Annotated in this window: 20 protein-coding genes; 9 read left to right on the top strand and 11 right to left on the bottom strand. The window is 69.5% G+C overall.

Features of this window, described 5'->3' with window-relative positions:
* Positions 1 to 28: 28 nt before the first annotated feature.
* The 5 genes from AC1UKG_RS14000 to prfH all read left to right on the top strand — a co-directional run bounded on the left by AC1UKG_RS14000 (position 29) and on the right by prfH (position 4,982).
* The gene (locus tag AC1UKG_RS14000) at positions 29 to 1,282 is read left to right on the top strand and encodes an ATP-grasp domain-containing protein (RefSeq protein WP_475890456.1); all 1,254 of its coding nucleotides are present in this window, start codon (positions 29 to 31) and stop codon (positions 1,280 to 1,282) included.
* Positions 1,272 to 2,270, top strand: coding sequence for an EamA/RhaT family transporter (locus AC1UKG_RS13995; protein ID WP_482642152.1), 999 nt, complete (start codon positions 1,272 to 1,274; stop codon positions 2,268 to 2,270). Before AC1UKG_RS14000 ends, AC1UKG_RS13995 begins: the two co-directional genes overlap by 11 nt.
* Entirely contained in the window at positions 2,267 to 2,998 is a 732-nt protein-coding gene (locus AC1UKG_RS13990; RefSeq protein ID WP_482642153.1) for a metallophosphoesterase, read from the top strand. Before AC1UKG_RS13995 ends, AC1UKG_RS13990 begins: the two co-directional genes overlap by 4 nt.
* 191 nt (positions 2,999 to 3,189) lie before the next feature.
* Positions 3,190 to 4,377 (top strand): RNA ligase RtcB family protein, encoded by a 1,188-nt coding sequence (locus tag AC1UKG_RS13985; protein ID WP_018745897.1) that lies wholly within the window; start codon positions 3,190 to 3,192, stop codon positions 4,375 to 4,377.
* On the top strand, positions 4,374 to 4,982 hold the full coding sequence (gene prfH, locus AC1UKG_RS13980) for a peptide chain release factor H (RefSeq protein WP_018815316.1): 609 nt from the start codon (positions 4,374 to 4,376) through the stop codon (positions 4,980 to 4,982). The genes AC1UKG_RS13985 and prfH overlap by 4 nt, the downstream gene beginning before the upstream one ends.
* A 180-nt stretch (positions 4,983 to 5,162) precedes the next feature.
* Here prfH and AC1UKG_RS13975 read toward each other — a convergent pair whose 3' ends face one another.
* From AC1UKG_RS13975 to AC1UKG_RS13935, 9 genes are all read right to left on the bottom strand, one after another.
* The gene (locus tag AC1UKG_RS13975) at positions 5,163 to 5,798 is read right to left on the bottom strand and encodes a choice-of-anchor M domain-containing protein (protein WP_482642191.1); all 636 of its coding nucleotides are present in this window, start codon (positions 5,796 to 5,798) and stop codon (positions 5,163 to 5,165) included.
* A gap of 5 nt (positions 5,799 to 5,803) precedes the next feature.
* A complete protein-coding gene (locus AC1UKG_RS13970) occupies positions 5,804 to 6,451 on the bottom strand; it encodes a choice-of-anchor M domain-containing protein (RefSeq protein ID WP_018745894.1) in 648 nt (215 codons plus the stop codon).
* Positions 6,452 to 6,608: 157 nt separating this feature from the next.
* Positions 6,609 to 7,541, bottom strand: coding sequence for an anchored repeat-type ABC transporter permease subunit (locus tag AC1UKG_RS13965; RefSeq protein ID WP_482642154.1), 933 nt, complete (start codon positions 7,539 to 7,541; stop codon positions 6,609 to 6,611).
* Positions 7,541 to 8,284, bottom strand: coding sequence for an anchored repeat-type ABC transporter ATP-binding subunit (locus tag AC1UKG_RS13960; protein WP_482642155.1), 744 nt, complete (start codon positions 8,282 to 8,284; stop codon positions 7,541 to 7,543). The genes AC1UKG_RS13965 and AC1UKG_RS13960 overlap by 1 nt, the downstream gene beginning before the upstream one ends.
* Positions 8,281 to 9,267, bottom strand: coding sequence for a choice-of-anchor M domain-containing protein (locus tag AC1UKG_RS13955; RefSeq protein WP_482642156.1), 987 nt, complete (start codon positions 9,265 to 9,267; stop codon positions 8,281 to 8,283). The genes AC1UKG_RS13960 and AC1UKG_RS13955 overlap by 4 nt, the downstream gene beginning before the upstream one ends.
* On the bottom strand, positions 9,264 to 10,862 hold the full coding sequence (locus AC1UKG_RS13950; protein WP_018745890.1) for an anchored repeat ABC transporter, substrate-binding protein: 1,599 nt from the start codon (positions 10,860 to 10,862) through the stop codon (positions 9,264 to 9,266). Before AC1UKG_RS13950 ends, AC1UKG_RS13955 begins: the two co-directional genes overlap by 4 nt.
* Positions 10,859 to 12,442 carry a TIGR03773 family transporter-associated surface protein gene (locus AC1UKG_RS13945; RefSeq protein WP_475890458.1) on the bottom strand — a complete coding sequence of 528 codons (1,584 nt, stop codon included), beginning with the start codon at positions 12,440 to 12,442 and terminating at the stop codon, positions 10,859 to 10,861. The genes AC1UKG_RS13950 and AC1UKG_RS13945 overlap by 4 nt, the downstream gene beginning before the upstream one ends.
* Entirely contained in the window at positions 12,439 to 13,557 is a 1,119-nt protein-coding gene (locus tag AC1UKG_RS13940) for a WxL protein peptidoglycan domain-containing protein (protein ID WP_482642157.1), read from the bottom strand. Before AC1UKG_RS13940 ends, AC1UKG_RS13945 begins: the two co-directional genes overlap by 4 nt.
* Before the next feature lie 124 nt (positions 13,558 to 13,681).
* Positions 13,682 to 15,151, bottom strand: a complete 1,470-nt coding sequence (locus tag AC1UKG_RS13935; protein ID WP_196230305.1) for a choice-of-anchor M domain-containing protein — start codon at positions 15,149 to 15,151, stop codon at positions 13,682 to 13,684.
* A 319-nt stretch (positions 15,152 to 15,470) separates the two neighbouring features.
* Here AC1UKG_RS13935 and AC1UKG_RS13930 point away from each other — a divergent pair, with 319 nt between their 5' ends.
* Positions 15,471 to 16,538 carry a MerR family transcriptional regulator gene (locus AC1UKG_RS13930; protein WP_482642158.1) on the top strand — a complete coding sequence of 356 codons (1,068 nt, stop codon included), beginning with the start codon at positions 15,471 to 15,473 and terminating at the stop codon, positions 16,536 to 16,538.
* 66 nt (positions 16,539 to 16,604) lie between these two features.
* Here AC1UKG_RS13930 and AC1UKG_RS13925 read toward each other — a convergent pair whose 3' ends face one another.
* The gene (locus tag AC1UKG_RS13925) at positions 16,605 to 17,153 is read right to left on the bottom strand and encodes a DUF2087 domain-containing protein (RefSeq protein WP_018745885.1); all 549 of its coding nucleotides are present in this window, start codon (positions 17,151 to 17,153) and stop codon (positions 16,605 to 16,607) included.
* 142 nt (positions 17,154 to 17,295) lie between these two features.
* Here AC1UKG_RS13925 and AC1UKG_RS13920 point away from each other — a divergent pair, with 142 nt between their 5' ends.
* From AC1UKG_RS13920 to AC1UKG_RS13910, 3 genes are all read left to right on the top strand, one after another.
* The gene (locus tag AC1UKG_RS13920; protein ID WP_482642159.1) at positions 17,296 to 17,505 is read left to right on the top strand and encodes a hypothetical protein; all 210 of its coding nucleotides are present in this window, start codon (positions 17,296 to 17,298) and stop codon (positions 17,503 to 17,505) included.
* A gap of 567 nt (positions 17,506 to 18,072) precedes the next feature.
* Positions 18,073 to 19,578, top strand: a complete 1,506-nt coding sequence (locus tag AC1UKG_RS13915; RefSeq protein WP_482642160.1) for a TldD/PmbA family protein — start codon at positions 18,073 to 18,075, stop codon at positions 19,576 to 19,578.
* A complete protein-coding gene (locus AC1UKG_RS13910; RefSeq protein ID WP_482642161.1) occupies positions 19,575 to 20,951 on the top strand; it encodes a metallopeptidase TldD-related protein in 1,377 nt (458 codons plus the stop codon). Before AC1UKG_RS13915 ends, AC1UKG_RS13910 begins: the two co-directional genes overlap by 4 nt.
* Positions 20,952 to 20,965: 14 nt before the next feature.
* Here AC1UKG_RS13910 and AC1UKG_RS13905 read toward each other — a convergent pair whose 3' ends face one another.
* A complete protein-coding gene (locus AC1UKG_RS13905) occupies positions 20,966 to 21,757 on the bottom strand; it encodes a hypothetical protein (protein WP_018815306.1) in 792 nt (263 codons plus the stop codon).
* Between the last annotated feature and the right edge of the window lies 1 nt (position 21,758).

The following is a 21,758-nucleotide window of genomic DNA, read 5'->3' as shown; positions in this document are numbered from 1 at the left end:
GCGCCCCTGGAAAGACGAGGTTCCGAACATGAGTTCCACGCATCGACCTGTCGTCGCGATCGTCGACGCCTTTTCCACCGCGCGTCACCTGGCCCCGCTATTTCATGCCGCGGGCTACGACTGCCTGCACGTGCAGAGCCTGACCGACCCGCCCGCGCTGTTCGCGTCGTCGTTCCAGGCGGGTGATTTCCTGGACACCGTCGTGCACGCCGGCGACGTGCACGCCACGGTGGCCGCTATCCGGCCGTACGCTCCGGTCGCGCTGCTCGCCGGCGCCGAGAGTGGCGTCGAGATGGCGGACACTCTGAGTGAGTCGATCGGGGTCCGTACCAACGGGACCGCGCTGAGCGGTGCCCGCCGGGACAAGTTCCGGATGACCGAGACGGTTAGAGCGGCTGGTCTGCCAACCGCCGACCAGGTCCTCGCCACCGACCTGGACACGCTGCTCGACTGGTACGGCGACACCGACCGGCTGGTTGTGCTCAAGCCGCTGCGTGGCTCGCTGAACGACGGCGTGCGGTTCTGTGGCACCGCGGCCGAGGTGCGGTTGGCGTTCGAATGGCTAACCGGTCGGCGCAGCGCGCTGGGACAGGGCGACGACGGTGTTGTCGCCCAGGAGTACCTGGTGGGCGCGGAATACTACGTGAATACCGTCAGCATGGACGGCCGGCATCACGTCTGTGACCTGTGGCGCACCCACCACCTGGGGGTCAACGGTGTGCGTGACCTGCTCGGTGGCTCGCAGCTGATGGCCCGGGACGGCCAGGAGCAGGAGGCCCTGGTCAGCTACGTCTGCCAGGTGCTGGACGCACTCGGGGTGGCAAACGGTCCCGCACACACCGAGGTCAAGCTGACCCCGGACGGCCCGCGGCTGATCGAGACCGGGGCGCGCGTATGCGGTGCTGAACTGCCGTTGCTGACCCGGGCGGCACTGGGCAGCAGCCAGCTGGAATGGACGGTCACCGCGTACACCGACCCAGACACTTTCCTGGCGAACTGGCAACGGCACTACGAGATACCGCGGCACGCCGTGTGCGTGAACATGATCGCGCCGACTGGCGGAAAGTTGATCAACTACCCGAGAATCACCGAGATCGAAGCCCTGGAGAGCTACCACGGCCGGCTTACCCGGGTCGACCCCGGGCAGGAACTGGCGCAGACCACCAACGATATGACGTATCCGATGCTCGTACACCTGATGCACGAGGCGGAGGGCATCCTCATGCGTGACTACATGACGGTGCGCTACCTCGACGGAGAGGGTTTCTACAATGTCGCGTAGCGTTATATCGCCGAGCCGGTTCGCCCCCTTTTTGGGGACCCTACTGGTCCTGGGCTATTGCGTAATCAACTCCACCAAGTCGGTGTTCGAGGGCTCGCTGGTCCAACACCTGTCGCCGGAGTTCATCGCGTTCAACTCATTCGTCCTCGCGCAGGCCTTCTACTTCCTGATCTGCCGGGACAAGAGGGCGCTCCTGGCCACGATCCGGCGCTGCCTGCCGGAGGTCATTGCGCTGAACGTGTCGACAATGGTGTGCTGGGTCGCGGTGCTGTACGCGTTCACCGTGTTCGAGCCGGCCATGGCCAACTCGGTGATCCTCGGCCTGGTACCCGGCATTACCATCGCGCTCGGCTTCAAGCTGCGTCCCGGCGTGCGGGTGCTCCGCCTGGAGCTGGTCGCCGCGCTAGGGATGCTGGCGGCAATGAGCTTCCTGGTCGCGGCTGCCTGGACCGGCTCGTCGGCGATTGGTGATCTTCCACCGGACGACCTTGCGGCGGGCCTGATCTACTGCGTGTTGACCAGTTTCGCGCTGGCCGCCGTCACCTATTTCACCAAGCGCCTAGGCGACAAGGGCATGTCTGTGCCGCAAATGATGGCCTCCCGGTTCGGTGTACTCATCGTGGCCACCCTGGGTTTGCTGGTCGCGCGGAATAGTTTCGGCGCCTACACGCCGCGCAACATCGGCGCAATTCTGCTGATCAGCATCGTCGGCGTCATCATCTCGCTGTACCTGCTCCAGGCGGGCATCGTCCGCACCGAACCAATCACCGTGTCGATGCTGTTCGGAACGAATCTGATCATCACGTATGTGGCACAGTCGTTCGACCCGCGACTACACCAGTCCACCACCACCTTCATCGGTGTGATGGTGCTATCCGCGGCGATGTGCCTTGGTGCGTGGGCTCGCTGGCGGCACGGTCGCAACAATCCGCCCCCCGACGTTTCGGCCGAGACCGAAGGTACGAAAACCGTCGGGAGCCGGACATGACCGTCCTGGCGCACCTCAGTGACCTGCATCTTGACGGCAGCGCTACCCGCGCGAGCCGGGCGAGCCGGGTGGTGTCGTACCTGTGTGGCCTGCCCGGTGCCGTGGACGCCGTTATCATCACCGGCGATGTGACGGAAAACGGCACGGCGGAGGAATACGCCCAGGTACGCGAGGTGTTGAAGCCGTTACACGGCCGCCTCCCGGTACTGATGTGCCCAGGCAACCACGACGTCGCCCCGGTCTTCGCCGCACATCTGGCTCCTCGGCGGTCGGCAGCCGTCCACGGTGGCGTCCAGATTGTGCTGGCAGATTCTTCGGTCCCGGGTGGAGACGATGGCCTACTGTCGCCGTCTAGCTTGGAATGGCTGGACACCCGGCTGGCCGCGGCACCCGAGGTTCCCGCCCTCGTCGCTCTCCACCACCCGCCGGGTGTTCTGGGTATCCCTGTCATCGACGCGATCGGCCTCCGCAATCCGTCGGCCCTGGCCACCGTGCTGTCCCGCCACCCGCAGGTCGTAGCGGTCGTGGCCGGCCACGCCCATGCGGCCGTCTTCACCACCTTCGCGGGCGTGCCGTTGCTGGTGGCCCCCGGGGTGGTGTCGACGGCGGCGTTGCCGTGGGAGCGCGCCGACCCATGGAGTTATCAGGACGACAGTGTCTCTGTGCTATTCCACACCTACATAGCGGGTACGTTCACCACTCATGTTCGAACAATGGTGATTCGGTAGACGAGGCGCCGTTCGAACCGGGGCCCGTACGGGGTGATCCGTCTGTGCCGGCGGATCCAAAAGTCGGTTGTCGGCGACAGTGCAGTCCGGGACGCTGGGCGGCATGTCGTTGTGAGGGCAGCACCTTCGTCGCCGCCACACCATCGCGATCGGCGGCCGTCCACCCAAACCTTGACGAAAAGCGAGCGTCCTTGTCTGTTCCACCTGCCCGGCCGGAGTCCCGACCGGCACCCACCCCTGCCACCGTTACCGTTTTCGCCTCCCCGACCAGCTGGGTCGAGTCCGACGCCGTCGACCAGTGCCACCAGGTCGCCGCCCTCGACGGCATGGTCCATGTCGCCGGCATGCCGGACCTGCACCCCGGCAAGGGCGCCCCGATCGGCGCCGCGATGACCTCGACCGTGCTCTACCCCCACCTGGTCGGCTCGGACATCGGCTGTGGCATCGCCGTCTTCCCGATCATGCTGAAGCGGGTCGTACCGGAGCGGCTCGCTGCCCGCTTCCCCGACCTGGACCGCCCGCTCGACCCTGACCGAGACGCCGACGACCCGGCCTGGTCCGTGCTGGACGGTGACATCCCCGCCGGCCACCTCGACGGTCTCGGTACCGTCGGGCGAGGCAACCACTTCGTCGAGCTCGCCCGCGTCGGCGAGGTCCTCGACCCGGACCACGCCGCGCGACTGCGGCTCACCGTCGGCGACACGGTCCTCGTCGTCCACAGCGGGTCCCGCGGCCTCGGCGAGCGGATTCTGCGCGCGCACACCGAGCAGCGCGGCGCCGGGCCCGCCGAGGACCCGGCCGCGTACCTGGCGCGGCACGACGACGCGGTGCGCTGGGGCTCGCTGAACCGGCGGCTGCTGGCCGCCCGGGCCGCGATCGCGCTGGGTGCCGAGCCGACGGCGCCGATCGTGGACCAATGCCACAACCTGGTCGAGGTACGCGACGGGCACTACCTGCACCGCAAGGGCGCGGCGCCGGGCGACGGCCGGGACGTGCTCGTCGCCGGCACCCGCGGCACCCCGTCGTACCTGGTGGCCGGGCACGCGGGCGCGCAGGCCAATCATTCGGTGGCGCACGGGGCGGGCCGCAAGATGTCCCGGGCGGACGCGCTGCGCCGGGGCCGGGCCAAGCACACGGTCAAGGAGCTGCGCCGCACCCCGCTGGGTTCACTGGTGGTCTGCGGCGACCGGCAGCTGCTCTTCGAGGAGGCGCCGGCCGCGTACAAGCGGATCGAGCAGGTGGTGGGTGACCTGGTTGCCCACGAGCTCGCCACCCCGGTGACGACCACGGTCCCACTGGTCACCTACAAGACCCCGGACATGGGGGTCACCCCGGGCGGCGATCGACGACCCGAACGCCGGCGGCGGGGGCAGCGATGAACCTGCACCTCCTGCTGTCAGCTGGCCGGGGTCCCCAGGAGTGCGCCTGGGCACTGGCCCGGCTGCTACGCCGGCTGGAGGCCGACGCCGCCCGCAACAACGTGGATGTGGTATGGCTGGACAGTGTCGTCGGCGACCGGCCCGGCACCTACCGGTCGGTGTTACTCCGACTCACCGGCGCCGGGGTGGAGGCGTTCGCCGACGGCTGGACGGGGACGTTGTGCTGGCAGGCGCCCAGCCCCTACCGCGCCGGCCAGGGCAGAAAGAACTGGTACGTCGCAGCCCGTCGGTGCGAGGTAGACGCCCCGGTCACCCGGTTCGCCGAGGCTGACGTGGAGGTGCTTGCCGTACGCACGGGTGGACCGGGTGGTCAGCACCGCAACAAGGCCAGCACTGCCGTGCGGGCCACGCACCGCCCGACCGGCACCGTCGTCGTGGTCGACACCGAGCGGCAGTTCAGCCTCAACCGCGGCATCGCCCTGCGGCTGCTACGGCAACGGCTCGCCGTCGGCGACGAGGCAGCCCAGCGAGCGCTGGTGGCCACCAGAAGGCGCGCCCACGACGAGTTGGTCCGGGGCGACCCGACACGGATCGAGCGCCCCTGACCGGCCTCCTCATCCTGGGCCGGCGCGCGGCTCCTGCCGCAGTCGGGCCGGACGGCCGCACTGGGATAGACGTGGCCGGCGCGAGGCCCAGGGGTGCTGGGCCCGCGCCGGCCGGCTCAGCTGCCCACAGATTTCCCGTACCTTGCGGGCGTCTGTGGTTGGCGGCCTCGGGGGTGGGGATCAGGAAAGGACTTCGAAGGTCCAGGTCTTGGCGCCGGAGCTGATGGTGGTGCCGTTGGCGGCAAGCACGCCGGTGACCTCGAAGGTGACGCCGTAGGTTCCGGCGGCGTCGAAGCCCCAGTTAACGTGGGCGTGGGTGTTGTGACTGACATTCAGGCTGTCGGGGAGCCCGTCACCGCTGTCGAAGAGCACCGACGGGGTGCCGCCGGAGACGGTGTAGGCACTGAAGCCGGCCGGCCCCGTGACGTTGGTGAGCGTGACGGTGACCCGGTTGTTCTGGAACACGCCACTGGGCACCTCGGCCGTGTTCCAGCCGGCCCACAGCAGCTCGGAACTGCTGGACTGCGGTAGCACCCAGGCTTGGTTGTCGGTGCCGAGGAACGACCATTCACTACCGCTGGGCACGGTGACCTCGGCGGTATGGGGAACGCGCAGGATGACATCGGCGGGGTCGCGCTCCACCGAATCGTCGTCGAGCAGGTTGACGGTCAGTGCGCCGTCGGCGTAGTCGACGTCGAGGACGTCAACGTGACCGCGGGAGATCACGATCGGCGTTGCGGCAGCGGTAGTGGTGGTGCCGGCGAGCAGCGCGGCGGTGACGGCGAGGCCGGTGAGAATTCGGCGACGGAGGTGCATGGTGCTCACCCCTGAACCACGACGCGCAGGGTGACCGCCTCGCTGCTGACCTGCTGCCCGGTGTCGGCGAGGGTGCCGGTGGCGCTGACGGTGACGCAGTAGGTGCCGGCGCGGTCGAAGGCCCAGTTGTAGTGCTGGTGGTCGCCGGCGTTCAGGGCGATGGTGTCGGGCAGACCGGCACCGCTGTCGACGAGGATGTTGGGTTGCCCGACCGCGTTTTCGGTGTAGAGGGCGAGTTCCCCGGGCCCGCTGACCGACTGCACCGCGAGGGTGAGCTCGTCGTCGGTGAAGACGCCGGCCTCGACCTCCTCGGTGGCGACGCCGGGCCACACGAGGTCGGTGTCCTGGATCTGGGGCAGGATCCACACCGTCGACACGCCGGGGGTGCCGAGGAAATCGAAGGCGGGGTCGTTCGGGACCGTCGCCTCGGCCTGCTGCGTGACGACGATCTTCACCTCGTCGGTGGCGTACTCGACGTCGTTGTCCTCGTCGTGGACACCGAGCTCCAGCTCGCCGGCCTCGTAGGCGATGTCGACCAGGTCGATGTGCCCGGAGCTGAACCTCACCAGTGAGGCCTGCGCTGGTTGCGTTGCCGCGAGCAGCGCCGCGGTTGCCGCACCGGAGGCGAGCAGCAGGCGAATGGGCTTACGCACGAAGGAACTCCTTCCCCGCGGTCCCCCTTGGACCGCGGCTATTGGAAATGATAGTCGTTTTCTTTAACTGGGGAAAGTGACTGTCGGGTGGGGTCGGTCACGGTGGTGCGTCCTCGGTGGATCGGCACGCTGTGGGCCGGAAACCCCTCCGGGCGGTCTACCGGGCAACCGGTGACGCCTCCTGACGGGATCCGGGGTCGGACAGTGACGAGGGCCGGGAACTGTCACCCTGCCCACCCCGCCGCCGCCACCGCCTGGCCACGAGGCCATGTCGAGGGGCAAGCAACCAGGCGGCAAGGAAGACGGCCGTGGCGATCAGCACGATCGTGCCGCCAACGGGTGTGTCGTAGCTCCACGACAGATACAGGCCAACCACCGCTGCCAAGCCGCCGATCACCGGGGCGAGCAGCATCATCACGCCGAGTCGGTCGGTGAGCAGACGCGCCGCCGCCGCAGGGGTGATCAGCAAGGCGAGGACGAGAATGTTTCCGATCGTCTGCAACGAGATCACCACGGCGAGGGTGACCAGAACATAGAGCACGATGTCGAGCCAGAAGACCGGAAGCCCCATCGAGCGCGACATCTCCCGGTCGAGGCAGACCGCGACGAACTCCTTGTGCAGAGCGAGCACCAGGCCGAGGATGACCAAGCCGGCGCCACCGACGACATAGAGGTCCCGATCGGGAATGCCGGTGATCGAGCCGAACAGGAACTGTTGCAGGGACCCGGCGTACCCCGGGGCCTGTGAAATGATCACAATGCCGAGGGCGAACGCGCCAACGAGGAAGACACCGATAATCGAGTCCTCCTTGACCCGTCGATTCTGCGAGAAGATCGCGATCAGCAGCGCGGTGACAACCCCTGCGACGGCTCCGCCCAGGACCAGACTGCCCTGCAGGACGAAGGCGACCGCGATTCCCGGGAAGACCGCGTGGGCCACGGCGTCGCCGATGAAGGCCATGCCCCGCAGGACCACGTAGCAACCCACGACACCGCAGACGATGCTCGACATCACCGCGATCGCCAAGGCCTTCGGCAGGAACGCGAGGTTGGGGTTGAACAGGTCGGTGAGAAAGTCGGTGATCGACATCAGATCGCCCTCACGAGCTTCAGTAACGGGGAGGTGTCACTCACGCCGAAAGTCGTCATCCACAGCGCGGCGTCCTGCAGGTCCGCCGGGTGTCCGTCGGCGATGATCCGGCCGTTGAGCAGGACCAGTCGGCTACAGGTGTCCACCGCGGCTACGAGGTCATGGGTGGTCATCAGTACCGCGTGCTCCGCACCGGCCAAACTGGTGAACAGGTCACCCAGTAGTTCCTGGGTGGGCATGTCCAGCCCGGTGAACGGCTCGTCCAGCAGGAGGATCCGCGGCGCGAGGGCCAGCGCGCGAGCGACCAGGACGCGTTGACGTTGCCCACCGGACAACTCGCCGACCGGTCGGCGACGCAGCTCGGTGAGCTGTACCCGGTCCAGCGCGGCACCGACCGCCCGCCAGTCGGCGACGCCGGGGCGGCGGAACAGCCCCATGCGGCCGGTCCGGCCACTCAACACGGCTTGCTCAACGGAGATGGGAAAGTCCCAGGTGAACTCGTGGCGCTGGGGGACATAGCCGATCTCGCAGCGGCCGGGGTGCGACGGCTTGCCCCCCACCAGCACCCGGCCGGCGCGGATACCGGTCAGCGCCAGGATCGCGCGCAGCAAGGTGGTCTTACCGGCGCCGTTCGGGCCAAGGAGCCCGACCAGCTCACCCCGGTCCAGGCACAGGTTTATGTCCCGCAGGACCGGTCGACCACCGAGGTCCACCGCCAGCTGATCTACCTCGAGCTCGCTCAACGGTCACCCCCGGACAGCGAGGTCCCGCCTTCTCGCTCAGCCTGCCGCTTGGCCCGGCGTCCCCGCAGCAGCACAAGCACCAGGCCGGTGGCGAGCAGGACCGCCAGCGTCACCATCGCGGGGAGGAGCAGAGTCATGGACTCGGCGGCTGGCTTGCCGGCCTCGGCGCGGTCGCTGACCGGCGAGGCCTGTTCCGCCGACCCGGGGAGGTCGGCGGTGGCGGCGTACGCCTCGTCAACGCTGGTGCCGTCGCCCACGGCGAAGCGCACCGCGCGGGTCGCTGACACTGTCTCCCCACTGATCAGGTCGGCGGAGACCTGCACCGCGATCACGTAGACACCCGGTTCGGTGAAGACCCAGTTGGCGTGGGTGTGGGTGTTGACCTCCGCCCAAAACGGCTGTGCCTTCGGCTCGACGGAGCGCCACAGCGGCTCGGGGGCCGCGAAGTTCCCCGACTGCAGGTACGTCGTGAGGGTTCCGGGGCCGTCCACGCCAAGCAGGGAGAGGGTGATGCCACGGTCGATGCGCTCCATGATGCGGGGGTCCTGGGTGTTCCAGCCGAGCCAGACGACATCGGGGTTCTGGACCTGCGGCACCACGTACACCTTTTTGCCGGCGTCAACGCCGAGGAACGCGTACGCCGGATCCTCCGGAACGGTCTGCAGCGCCGCGTCGGACACCCGCAACACCGTCTCGTCGGGGTCACGCCACACCGGCTGCGCCTGCGTACCGTCGTGAATCATCAGTGTCCACTGGTCATCGACGTAGCGGGGGCCGAGGTCGATGTGTCCAGCGCCGAGTTCCGCTCGACCGGTGGTGAGCGGCTGGTCGGCGGCGATCGACTGGCTGAGCCCCGGGGTGGGCTCCTGCGCCGCCGCGGCAGCCGGCGTCGTCGTCAGCACGATCAGCACCGCGAGCACGCAGCGTGGGAGCAGTCCGCGTACGCGGGTGCGGGTGCGGCGTCGCACCCATCCGGATGTCACTGAGGCCTCCCCTGGTTGGTGGTGGTCAGGCAGTCACGCAGCGATTCGGCGTTGAACCGCATCATCTGCACGTAGTTGGTGATGTCGCGGTCGAAGGTGTCGCCGTAGATCGCACACACCCGGAGCCCCTCCTCACGAGCCACCTCGTTGAGGGTGGTAGACCGGGCTGCCAGGTTCGGCTCCAGGAACACCGCCGGGATCTTCAGGTTGCGGATCGTCTCGGTAAGACGGCGCCGGTCGGCAAGGCTCGGTTCGACGGCCGGGTTCGGGGCGACGAACCCGGATATGGTCACCCCGTACGCTTGGCCGAGGTAGCCGAAGGCGTCATGAGTGGTGATCAGGTGCCGTCGCGACGGCGGGATCTCGGCGATGGTGTTGCGCACGTACGTGTCGAGCTGCTCCAACCTGTGTATGTAGGCCGAGGCGTTCGACCGATAGGCCGCTGCGCCTCGGGGATCGGCCTCGATGAGGGTGTCGCGGATGAGTTCGGTGTAGGAGATCGCGTTTCGCACGTTCTGCCACAGATGCGGGTCAATCTCCCCGTGTACGTGTTTGCCGAGTACCGCCTGCGGAAGCTGGTACACCCGACTTCCGGGTCGGCCGAGGAACCGGAGCCGGCGATCACCGGGCACCTCCAGCAGCGCCTTACCCGGCACCTCGATGACCGTGCGGGCCGGATCGTAGACCCGCTGTTCGGCCTCCCCACTACCCTCCGGGTCGGCGAACAGGTAGAGCCGTTGCTGATCGAGGTCAACGGCGAGATCAGCGTGGCCGGCATTCAGGACCGTCGCCTCGGGCATGCCCGGCACCGAGTGCGGATCCACCCCGACGGCAAACGTGAACACCTGCTCGCCCATGGGAACCGATGGTGCCTGCGGGTCAACGGACAGCGTCGCCCGCATGCTCAGCCGGTAGACACCGGGTTTGGTGAACGCCCAGCTCATGTGCGTGTGCGCGTCGGGTGGGAGCACGGCGGTGTCGGCACGGAAGCCATTTGCCGGATCGAACCCGTCGGTGGAGTCCACGTAGACCGACGGGTTGCCGAACGACTCGGTGAGGTAAGCGACCACACCACCCGGACCATCGGCCGATGTCGCGCTGAGCAACACGTCCGAGGCGCGGTTCGCACCGTGCACCGCACCAGTCCCCCGTACCCGCATGCCCAACCAGAGGGTGTCCAGCGACACGTCCTCGACCAGCGGGATAATCTCCGCGGCGTACTTCACCGCTCCCTCTGCCAGCGAGATGTTCGGCACCCCCGCGCGCAGGTTGGCGTCCAGCGCCTTGATGATGGCCTGCTCTTCGAGTAGCAGATAGTTACTGAAGGCGACGTCGGCGTAGACCACGTCCCGGATGTCGCGCAGCGACGGCTCATAGCTGTGCGGATCGGCACCGTCGCGCACCAGCGAACTGACCGCTACCCGGTCACCGCCGACGTGGTGCACCAGGTCGCGCAGGATTCCGGTGGTCGTGATGACCTGCAGGCGCTCGTCGTTCGCGCTCAACGCCACCTCCGACCGACAGCCGGCGACCAGCCCCACAATCAGCAGCGGCAGGATCGCCCGCCGCCACCAGGACCGGGGCGCCGGAATCACGAGCCCTCCTGGTTGGCACCAGCACGGCGACGGGCAAGCAGCACCAGCAACGCCCCGGCGACAACAAGGACGACGCCAACCGTGCCGGCCAGCAACACCCACCCCGCGCCCGTACGCGGCAGCGGGCCGGTGCCGCCCTGGTCCTGTCCGTCGTCCCCGGAGCCGCTGCCCGATCCGAAGCCACCGCTCGGGTCGGTGCTGTCGCCGACGGCAATGGTGAGCGTCTTCGTGTCGGTGACCGCCTTGCCGGCAGTGGTGGTGCCGCTCATCTGCACCGCGAGGCGGTACAGGCCGGGCTTACTGAAGGCCCAGTTTCCGTGCGCGTGCGTGTTCAGCGGAACAACCAGCTGCTGCGGGAACGACGTCGCGGAGTCGAACAGCACGTCGGCCTCACCGAACGAGCCGGTCAGGAAGAGCGCGAACCGCCCGGGCCCGTCAACGCCCTTCAGCGTCCAGGTGACGTCGCCCTTGATACCGGAGACGACCGACTCGTGCTGGGTGTTCCAGCCCGGCCAGACGATGCCGGACTGCTGGGACTGTGGCAGCAGCCAGACCGAATCGCCCTGCGCGCCGAGAAAGTCCGCGCCGGCGGGTACAGTTATCTTCGCGTTGTCTTTGATCCACAACACCACGTCGGCGGTCTCTCGCCAGACAGCCGGGCTGGTGCGATCGTCCTTGATCCGAATTGTCCAGTCGGCTCCGGCGAGTTGCGGCCCCATGTCGACGTGTCCGTCGGCGATGACCTGCTGGGCACCCGTCTCCGTGGTGGTGCCCGTCTTCGCGGCGGCCGGCGCCATCGGCGCGGCGAGAGGTTTCGGTATCGCAGTCGGCCTCACTTCGGCGGCGGTCGGGGCGAGCACCACCGTGTCCGGCTGACTGCCGGGCCGCGGAGGCTGCGCAGCCGACGGCAGCACCTGCCCAGGCGGGACGATCTCGGGTACGCGAACCCGATATGTCGCCTCAGCACTGGCCGCCTTGCCGGAGCGAAGGTCCGCCGACACGGTCAGCGTGAGCCGATAGTCGCCGGCCGCGTCGAAGGCCCACACCACACCATCGGTACGCGTAGCCGCTGGTAGTCGCAGAGACCGCGGCAGATTCGTGCCGCTGCCGAACAACGCGGTCGCCCCTTCGAGGCCCGACAGTCGGTAGGCGGTGAAGGTGCCCGGCCCCTCGACCGACCGCAGGCGCAGCGTCACCGTGTCCTCGATGACAGCGCCCAGAGGTACCCCGGTGGTGTCCAGGGTGGGGAACCTGGTGTCGCCGGCGGACAGCGACCACACCGGCTGGCCCGCCGGCCCCAGGAAGGCGAGGGCTGACCTGGCCGGAACCCGGCCCGCCAAACCCCCGCCGGGGCCGAGCACCACCTCGGCCGGGTCGTAGCCCGGCACGTCGCGGGCCACCTGGCCGGCGTCTCGGATCCGCAGTGACATCGCGTCACCGTCGAGCGTCACCGACACCAGGTCCGCATCGGTCGCGCCGATCGTGGCCGGTTCAGCGACAGCCGGCGCGGCCCCTACGGCCAGGGCAAGGCCGGCCAGGGCAAGGCCGGCCGCGCCGGCACACCTGCGTTTCATCGTCATTGCTCGCTCCCCAGGCGACGTGATGGTGTTGTCTCGTGCGGTTCCTGAGCGGCACCGTTGTTGGCAGCGTCCTGCGACGTCGTCCGGCTGGCCTCCGCCCGGCCCTGCTCACGGGCGGCGGCCACCGCCTGCGCGATCGCTCGAAGCCGCCGGCGGCGGGCAACGATCAGCAGCCACCCGGCGAGCCCGATCGGGATCAGTAGGGCCAGTTGTAGCCAGGGCACCGCCCAGACGGTGGCCCGCGTCGTATCGCCCCGTGGTGGCGGGTCAAGGACCTGGTCACCGACGGCGGCGGGGGTGACAGTGAGCCTCGTGGTCAGCCGGAAGAGTGGCGGCACACCCGTCATCCGTACGGTGGTGGTCACCTCACCACCGGGCAGGATCTCCGGTAGGTCCGCCGCTTCCACGGACCGCCGGCCGAGGCCGAGGGGGCCGGCCACCTCGAGCGTGGGTAGGCCGGTGAGCCGGACGTTGCCGATGTTGCGGACGGTGACGGTGGTGGTGAGCGTGCCACCGACCAGGGGGTTCAGCGACCCGGTGTGCCGTACCCGAAGGTTCTCGACAGTCAACGCGGGACTCAGCTCACCGGTGACCCGCAGGTAGATCCGGGCACCGACGCGGTGGTCGACGGCGACCTGGTTGCCCTGGCCATCCGCCGCCGTGGTGGTGAGTGACGCGACCACACCTCCGGCGTGGTCGCCCGGTGTGGCGTTCTCCGGCACCGTGAGGGTGAACGGAACGTTCAGTCGCGACGTAGACGGAATCGTCACACTGCGTTGGGTGAAGCCGATCCAGGAACCCACATCAGTGGGTTGCTGACCGCCGGCCAGCAGGTCAAAACCGCCGTTTTCGGTGGTGAAGGCGTCGCTGGCGTAGAGGCTCAGGGTGAGCGGACGCGTCGAATGGTTGGTGACCGCGACGTAGTCGGTCAGTGTCGCGCCGGGGTCGAGCTTGTAGGTGAACGCCGGACGGCCGTTCGGTCCGTCCGGACTCGATGGCGCCACCCCCCAGGTCACAGCGGATGGAGCCGAGGAGGCACCCGGTGGCGGCGTGGGTGGGGCCGGGGCAGCCCCGAGCAGGGCGAGGCCGGTGGCGATGACGGCGAGCAGGCGCATGGGGGCGACGATTTCCGTTCCGTGGGGCAGGGAATGGGGTGGGCGGGCGCGGGTTGCGCTCCGCCCACCCCGCGGCTGTCCGGGGCCCTGAGGTCAGTGCCGGCCCTCGGACCGGCCGCCACCCTCAGATCGCGGTAAGGGTGAGGGTCGCGGTGTAGGTTCCCGCGGCCGTCTCGGTGGGCAGGCTTAGCCGCAGCCCGGCACCCAGTTCGGCAGTGCCTCGCCCGGCGTCGTTCGGCGCCGAACCCAGCACCGCGCTGCTGCCGAGGCCGCCGCCGCTGCCGACGACGTACGGTGCCACCTCGGGGCCGGCCACGACCCCCTGCCCGGCGCCCTGAGTCAGGACCCGGGGGATCCAGCCGAGGTAGCCGGCGCTGAAGGAGGAGCCGTCGGGCCCGGCGAAGTCATCCGGGATCTGCCCGGATGCGCTCCAGCCAGGCTGACCGGCGCGGGTGTCGGTCACCGTGACCGGCCGGAGCTCACCGCTGCTCTCCCATCGGTCACCGGCGCTGTTGAGCTGGGCGGGTGGCAGCACCACCGCCCGGTCGTCCGGGTCAACGCTGATGACCAGCGAGCCCTGGGTCTCCTCGATCGACGCGGTGATCGTCTGCGAGTTCCCCGGCTCCGCGGGCGCGAACGCCACCCAGAGAATCACCGGCTCGCTGACGGCCGACACCATGTCATCGTCGTCGTAGAGCGTGGCCACATACTCGCAGGCATTCAGCTCCCGGGTCGCAGTGAACGAGTAGCTGGCACCCGCCTCCCCCGGGATCATCGTCCAGTCCGTCGCACCCGGACACCTGCTGAACCAGTGGTAGGAATGTAGCTCGGTCTGCGGCGTCTGCACCGCGGTGAGCGTGACGGTGTCGTTGGGCTGGTACTCATCGGCCATGCCGCTGACCGACAGGCTGACCTCCGAGCCGTCACCGGGCAGTTCGCCGACGAGGAACGAATAGTCCACCGGTCCGGTGCTGATCGTGGTGCCGCCGGTCAGCGTCGCCTCGACCTGGAACGTCAGCGTGTAGTCGCCCAACGCGCTGAACGCCCAGTTGGAGTGCGCGTGGGTGGATACTGGCACGTCAATTGCGTCCGGGAGTCCATCGTCGCCGCGGAATTTGATAATCGGACCACCGAACGAGTCCTGGGTGAAGAGCGTGACGCTACCCGGCCCCTGCACCTCGACCAGGCTCAGTCGCACCGTGTCGTCCTCGAACACATCGGACTCGAGAGTCGTGGTGTTCCAACCCGGCCAGAGCAGATCCGGGTCCTGGGTCATCGGCAGCAGCCAGATCTGGCTACCCGCCGGGCCGAGGAAGGCGAACCGGGGATCGTCCGGAACGGCCATCGCCGCCTCCGGCAGGACCTGGAACGTGACATCCGCCGGATCCCGGACCACGGCTGGGCTGACCGTGTCGTCGTTGACCTTCAACGACAGACTGCCGTCGCTGTAGCGCACGTCGATCGCGTCGGCGTGCCCCTTGGACAGCACCACCTTCTCCGCTGCCGACGCAGCGACAGGCGCTGCCACAAGGCCAACGACCACCGCCCCGGCTAGTAGGGCCGCAAAGCCGCGAGCCCGCACCGTCGCATTCATACCTCCCCTTTCACACCGCGTGCCCGCGCGGTGATATCTGGTGATGTCACCGTCGGCCGGCCGGGCCAGCAGATCTTCGGCTCGCACGCCGCGAGGCGTGTCGAAAACGGTAACGACAACGGTTTTCATTATTACATTAGTGGTCGACCAGTTCCACGCGGGGATGCCGGCGATCCACGTACCGCCAGCTATACCTGCCCCGCCACTGGCCCGGCACGCTGCCGCCGGGCAGGCCCCACTCGCCCCTTGACCTTGCCCCTTGGGCAAGCAGCACCGTGGTCCGTGCCGGCCACCCGGCCGGCACGAGGAGGATGACACCGTGGAGCTGCTGACGATCGGCGCGTTCGCCCGGGCGGCGCGGCTGACCCCGAAGGCGTTGCGCCTGTACGACGAGGTGGGGCTGCTACCGCCCGCGGCGGTCGATCCCGAGTCCGGCTACCGGTTCTACGACCCGGAGCAGTTGGCGCACGCGCGGCTGATCGCCCAGTTACGCCGCATCGGCATGCCACTGGCCGACATCCGTATCGTGTGCGACCTGGAGCCGGACGCGGCGGCCCGAGCGGTCACCGACTACTGGCAGCAGGTCACCGCCGACACCGCGACCCGCGCACACCACGTCGCCCGCCTCGTCACACACCTGTCCCAGAAGGGCGTCACCATGTCCGCAACCAGCCCCACCCCGGCCATCCGCTACGCCGTCCGCTGCGACCAGGGCACCGGGCGCAACAGCAACGAGGACGTCGCCTACGCCAGTGACCGGCTGCTGGCCGTCGCCGACGGCACCCGGGGCGCCGGCGCCACCGCCAGTAGCACGGCCGTCAACGCGCTCAAAGCACTCGAGCTGAGCGACCGGCCCGCCGTTGACCTGCTTGCCATGCTGGCCGCAACCATCGACGACGTCGATCGCGCGGTGCACGCCACCAGCACCGACGACAACCAGCCGGCCACCACCCTGACCGCGCTACTGCGTCGCGGCACACAACTAGCCCTGGTACACATCGGCGACACCCGTGCCTACCTACTACGCGGCGGTGAACTCGCGCAGCTCACCCAGGACCACACCTGGGTACAGAGCCAGGTCGAATACGGCAAGCTCAGCCCCCAGGAGGCCGCCACCCACCCGCAGCGCGCCCTACTCACCCGCGCGCTCGGTGGTGGCAGCCAGCCCGTCGAAGCCGACCTGGCGCTGCGCACCGCCCTGGCCGGTGACCGCTACCTACTCTGCTCCGACGGCCTGTCCGCCGTCGTCAGCCGAAGCGACCTGCACACCGCCCTCACCGAATCCGGTGACCCCGAACCCACAGCACAACGGCTGATCGACCTCGCCTACGCCGCCGGCGCGCCGGACAACATCACCTGCATCGTCGCCGACATCCTCGCCGCCTAACGTGAGGGCGACCACGTCCGCGGGCCTGGCGTCGGGGACGGAGGTTACGACGACGCCGGGCACGGGTCAGGCTCGCTCGTAGGCGGTGCCGGCCTGGTTGCGCTTGAGCAGCCCCTCGTCAACGAGGGCACGACGCAGGGTCACCCAGTCGTCGAACCACTCGCCACAGAGAGCGTTAACCCGGGGCTCGGGATAGACCTCACCGGGACTGAAGGTATCGGCGACCACTGCCAGCACCCGGGCACGAACCTCGGCGTCGCCGGGAATGGTGGTGATCCGGCCACGGCGGAAGTAGGCTCCCGCGCCGTCCCCGCCGCCCCGTCCGGCGACCATGACCTCGGCCTGGACCGCGCGTCGGAAGGCGTCGTCCACCAAGGCGTACGTGTTGGTCGCCCGGTCCTCGGCAACGACCTTTCCGTCCACCAGCCGCCGGAGGGCGACCGCAGTAGCCTTCGGGGTCAGCCCGGTCTGCTCGGACACCGACACCAGGGTGCGCGAACCTAGCACGAGCGCGGCAAACGTCGTGCGCCGGGCCGGCTCGGCCAGCAGGCCGACGATGTCGCCGCAGGACGGCGGACGCTCGGCAGAGTCAGTCGGCGGCTCTGGGTCGGCCATGGGCGCAGGCACCTCACCCTCTGTGTGGTCGGGACAACACCGGCCACCACGGCCGGCACGGACCCCACTCTGTCCACTGAATCGGAGCAATCGCATCCTGTCACGCCGACCGGACGCACCGGTGCCACGCCGGTCGGATCAGGTGCGAACCGTCGGCGTCGCCAGCACGGCCGACGCCGCCGTCCGGGGCCGACGGGGACTGCTCGCGGTGGGCGGTGTGCGGTACGCCGAAGGCGGGTGCCGTACCGGCAGCGCGATGACCTTGGTCCCTTCGATGAACACCCAACGCCGGCGCTGCCAGGTGTGGAGCAGCTCCAGCGTCGGCTCCCAGCGTGCGCCCGACCAGTGCTGAGCCTGGAGGTCACCGGAGACGCGCGGGCGGGCAGGGCGGGGGACGCTGGCGTGGGGGCTTCCCCATCGGCCCCTCGCGACTGCCCGGCGCGCGTCGACCCGGCCGACCACCCGGACTACGCCCCCGCCACCCAGCAGCCCGCCACGACGTCCACATCGTCACCGCCGCCACCAGCACAAAACTGACAGACGGCACGACGAAAACGAAGACTTCCAATAACCCGAGGCCACGCCGCACAGGTTAAAGATCAAGTTAGTGCGCCGTCGTCGTTAGACGGCGCCAGCGCAGAGGACGCCGACGCGCCACGCGGAGCCGCCGATGCCTCGCCCTGTCGGCGTACCAGGGGTATGTCGACAGCGTCGGCGAGCGTCAAAACAGCTCGCCCGCGGGTGACGATGCCCGTGGGCTTCTTCCCAGTTGCTCTGTTCCGACGCCCCAGCGCTGGTCGGCTGCTCGGCCGCGCCGCAGCGCCTGTCTATTTCCTGCACCGCGCACTAGGGTCGGTGCGCAACACCGGGTCGCCATGCCGCCGGGCGATGGCGGCACGCCGGCGACCGGGAGGCGCGTGTGCCCGACGAGCTCGACGAGTCATTCCTCGCCCTCCCACTGGCCAGGCTGACCGAAGCCGCCCTGTCCCGGGCTCGTGAGCAGGGTGCGCGGTACGCCGCGCTGCGGGTGCAGCGGGTCCGCTCCGGACGCACCGTCGTGCACGACGGTGCGCTGCGGGCCAGCGAGGAGGAGATCGACCTCGGCCTGGCGGTTCGGGTGCTGCACCGCGGCGCTTGGGGCTTCGCCGCCGCGCCGGAACTCACACCGGAGGCGGCGGTGCGCGCCTGTGACGAGGCCATGGCGCTGGCGCGGGCCTGCGCGGACGTCGGGGGCACACCCCTCGCGCTCGCACCCGAACCGACACACGCGGCGGTGACCTGGGCCTCGCCGCACCGGATCAACCCGTTCCAGGTGCCGGAGAGCGAACGGGTGGAATTGCTGAGCCACTGGTGCGCCGGGCTACTCGGGCACGAGTCGGTCGCGCAGGTGCAGGCCCGCGTTACCGCCACCCAGGAGAACACGTACTACGCCGACCTCGGGGGAACCAGCGTCACCCAGCAGCGCGTCCGGGTGCATCCGCAGGTGCTGGTGGTGGGTCGGCATCCCCGCGACGGCGGCACACAGACGCTGCGGACGGTCGGCCCACCGGTGGCTCGCGGCTGGGAGTACCTGCACGGCGAGGGCTGGGACTGGGCCGGCGAACTCGCCGGGCTGCCGGCGCACCTGGCCGAGAAGGTGCAGGCCCCGCCGGTACGGTCCGGGCGGTACGACCTCGTCATCGACCCGTCGCAGCTCTGGCTCACCATCCACGAGTCGGTCGGGCACGCCACCGAATACGACCGGGCCGTGGGACAGGAGATGTCGTACGCGGGCGGCACCTTCGCCACGCCCGAATCCCTCGGCCGGCTCCGGTTCGGGTCCCCACTGATGACCGTCGACGCCGACCGAACGACCGAGCACGGGCTGGCCACCGTCGGGTTCGACGACGAGGGGGTGGCGGCGCAGTCCTGGCCGCTGCTCGAGAAGGGAGTCCTGGTCGGCTTCCAGCACGACCGAGCCTCCGCCGCGCGAGCCGGACTGGCGCGCTCCTCCGGCTGCGCGTACGCCGAGTCGTACAGCCACACACCCATGGCCCGGATGCCGAACGTGTCGCTGCGCCCGGCGACCGACGGGCCGGACACCGCGGCCCTGATCGCCGGCGTGACCGACGGCTTCTATCTGGCCGGCTCCGACAGCTGGTCGATCGACATGCGCCGCCGGCAGTTCCAGTTCACCGCGCAACGCTGGCACCGCATCCGCAACGGCCGACTGACCGGGCAGGTGTCCCGCGCCGCCTACCAGGCTGAGACCACCAAGTTCTGGTCGTTGCTCTGCGGGCTGGGTGGAGAAGGTACCTGGCTGCTCTCCGGTGCCGACATGTGCGGCAAGGGGCAACCGGTTCAGGCCAGCGCCGCCAGCCATGGCTGCCCCGCCGCGGTGTTTCACGGCATCGACGTCGTCGACACCGGAGGGTGGGACGGGTGAGCGGAATACAGGATGACCTCGAAGCGGCGCTACGGCACCGGCGGGACGCCGACGAGCTGCTGCTGATCGCTGACGAGACTGCCGTCGCGCAGTTGCGCTGGGCGGGCAACGCGTTGACCACCAACGGCAGCGTCCGGGCCAGACGGATGACCGCGGTGGCGGTGCGACAGAGCGCCGCCCGGACGCACGTCGGCCTGGTCGGCCACGGTGGGGCGCTCGGTGACGCCCTGCCTGACCTGGTCCGCGCCGCCGAGCGGGCGGCCCGGAACGCACCACCGGCCGCAGACGCCGCTTCGCTACCGACGCCCTGGCAGACACCGTCCTGGGCGGAACCGCCCGGCAGTACCTCGGTCGACGCGTTCCGCGACGTGCTGCCCGGCCTTCGGGAAGCCTTCGCGGCGGCCGGACGGCGACAGCTGTACGGCTACACCGAGCACCGGGTGGTCACCACCTATCTCGCCGCTTCGACGGGTGTCCGTCTGCGGCACCTCCAGTCCAGTGGCCTGTTCGACGTGAGCATGCGGGACGAAGCCGGCGCTTCGACCTGGGCCGGCGTCACCGCACCGGATTTGTCCAAACTGGATGTTCTGGCACTCACCGGAGAGCTGTCCGCGACACTGGGGCGGTTCGGTCGTCGGGTCGAGCTACCTCCGGGGCGCTACGAGGTGCTGCTCACCCCAAGCTGTGTGGCCGACCTGATGCTGCACCTCTATCTCGCCGCAGGGGCGCGCGGCGCCCTGGACGGGCGGACCGCCTTCAGCCGCCCGGACGGGCGACTGCCGATCGGCGAACGCCTGACCGCGCTGCCGTTGACGCTGCGCAGTGACCCGGACGACCCGATGCTGCCCTGCGCGCCGTTCACCCTCAGCCGGAGCACCGACGACCTCACCTCCGCGGTCGACAGCGGACTGCCGCTGCGACCGACCCGCTGGATCGACGAGGGTGTGCTGACCGCGTTGGTGCAGACCCGACACACCGCTGCGCGGACCGGCAGCCCGTTCACGCCGATGGTGGACAATCTGGTGCTGGAGGGCGGGCCGGACGGGCCGTCGCTGCCCGAGATGATCCGCTCCACCCGGCGCGGTCTGCTGCTCACCTCGCTATGGTATTTGCGCGACGTCGATCCGGCGTCGCTGCTGCTGACCGGTCTCACCCGCGACGGCGTGCACCTGGTGGAGGAGGGCACGATCGTCGGCCCGGTGCACAACTTCCGGTTCAACGAGAGCCCGCTGTCGCTGCTGGCCCGTGCCACCGAGGTCGGCCGGCCGGAACCGGCGCTGCCCCGGGAGTGGGGTGACTACTTCACACGCATGGTGATGCCGCCACTGCGCGTGCCCGACTTCCTCATGTCGGCGGTCAGCCCGGCGACTTGAGACGGCGACGGCACTCAGGCGGCCGGCGGCTCGAACAGAGCGGCGAACCGGTCGAGGGTGCACCGGTCGTAGGCGAACTGCTTCTGCGGCGGGTACGGACGCAGGGCCGGCGGCAGGTGTCCGGGCTCGCCGCGTCGGGGCAGCGTCCCGTCCGGACGGCGCAGGTGCGGGCCGTTGAAGAACCAGCAGAGCTGACCCACCTGTTCGGCGAAGACCAGCGGATGCAGGTCGGCCGGGTACATCGCCAGGTGGCAGCGGGTGGCCCGGAACTCGCCGTGCGGCCCGAAGGTGTTGCCGAAGAGAACGTGTCCGAAGACGTCGTGCACCGCCCGGAAGATGTCGTTGTGCAGCAACTCCTCGCCGCCGGCCCGGACTCCGGCGCGGGCGCGCAGCGGATGCTCACCGCCCGCACCGTCCGGTCCGTGCCCGTGACGGGTGAGGAAGACGTGGAGCAGGCTGCGGGATCGGACCCGCGCGACGAGATCCTGCGAGTCCCGGTACGGCTGCCCTGGGCCGGTCCACGGCAGCACCCGGATCCCCGCATCGCCGATGAGCCGGAACTGGCGCAGATTCTCCTCGGCCAGCCGGGCGTATCCGCGGGCCGTGCCGGCCGGGTCGGTCACCATCGGAGCGGCGTCGTAGCAGTCCGCCACCTCCCGGCAGAAGTCCTCGTCGATGCGCAGCCGCTCGGCGGCCAGCCGGTCCAGCCGGACGGCGGGCAGGCCTTCGCACGTCGCCACACGGTCTGCGTGGGACTGGGCCAGCGCCCCGAGGCGTGCGGTGCGCCCTTGGTTGTCGCCTGTCATC

The sequence above is a fragment of the Salinispora sp. CH2A1_6 genome (assembly GCF_056820975.1).
This window is presented reverse-complemented; position numbering and strand designations above follow the sequence as displayed.

What these genes read in the sequence shown, in the direction of transcription:
- AC1UKG_RS14000 (WP_475890456.1), top strand. Translation starts at nt 29, where the DNA reads ATGAGTTCCACGCATCGACCTGTCGTCGCGATCGTCGACGCCTTTTCC.
- AC1UKG_RS13995 (WP_482642152.1), top strand. Translation starts at nt 1,272, where the DNA reads ATGTCGCGTAGCGTTATATCGCCGAGCCGGTTCGCCCCCTTTTTGGGG.
- AC1UKG_RS13990 (WP_482642153.1), top strand. Translation starts at nt 2,267, where the DNA reads ATGACCGTCCTGGCGCACCTCAGTGACCTGCATCTTGACGGCAGCGCT.
- prfH (WP_018815316.1), top strand. Translation starts at nt 4,374, where the DNA reads ATGAACCTGCACCTCCTGCTGTCAGCTGGCCGGGGTCCCCAGGAGTGC.
- AC1UKG_RS13975 (WP_482642191.1), bottom strand. Translation starts at nt 5,798, where the DNA reads ATGCACCTCCGTCGCCGAATTCTCACCGGCCTCGCCGTCACCGCCGCG.
- AC1UKG_RS13965 (WP_482642154.1), bottom strand. Translation starts at nt 7,541, where the DNA reads ATGTCGATCACCGACTTTCTCACCGACCTGTTCAACCCCAACCTCGCG.
- AC1UKG_RS13945 (WP_475890458.1), bottom strand. Translation starts at nt 12,442, where the DNA reads ATGACGATGAAACGCAGGTGTGCCGGCGCGGCCGGCCTTGCCCTGGCC.
- AC1UKG_RS13940 (WP_482642157.1), bottom strand. Translation starts at nt 13,557, where the DNA reads ATGCGCCTGCTCGCCGTCATCGCCACCGGCCTCGCCCTGCTCGGGGCT.
- AC1UKG_RS13935 (WP_196230305.1), bottom strand. Translation starts at nt 15,151, where the DNA reads ATGAATGCGACGGTGCGGGCTCGCGGCTTTGCGGCCCTACTAGCCGGG.
- AC1UKG_RS13925 (WP_018745885.1), bottom strand. Translation starts at nt 17,153, where the DNA reads ATGGCCGACCCAGAGCCGCCGACTGACTCTGCCGAGCGTCCGCCGTCC.
- AC1UKG_RS13905 (WP_018815306.1), bottom strand. Translation starts at nt 21,757, where the DNA reads ATGACAGGCGACAACCAAGGGCGCACCGCACGCCTCGGGGCGCTGGCC.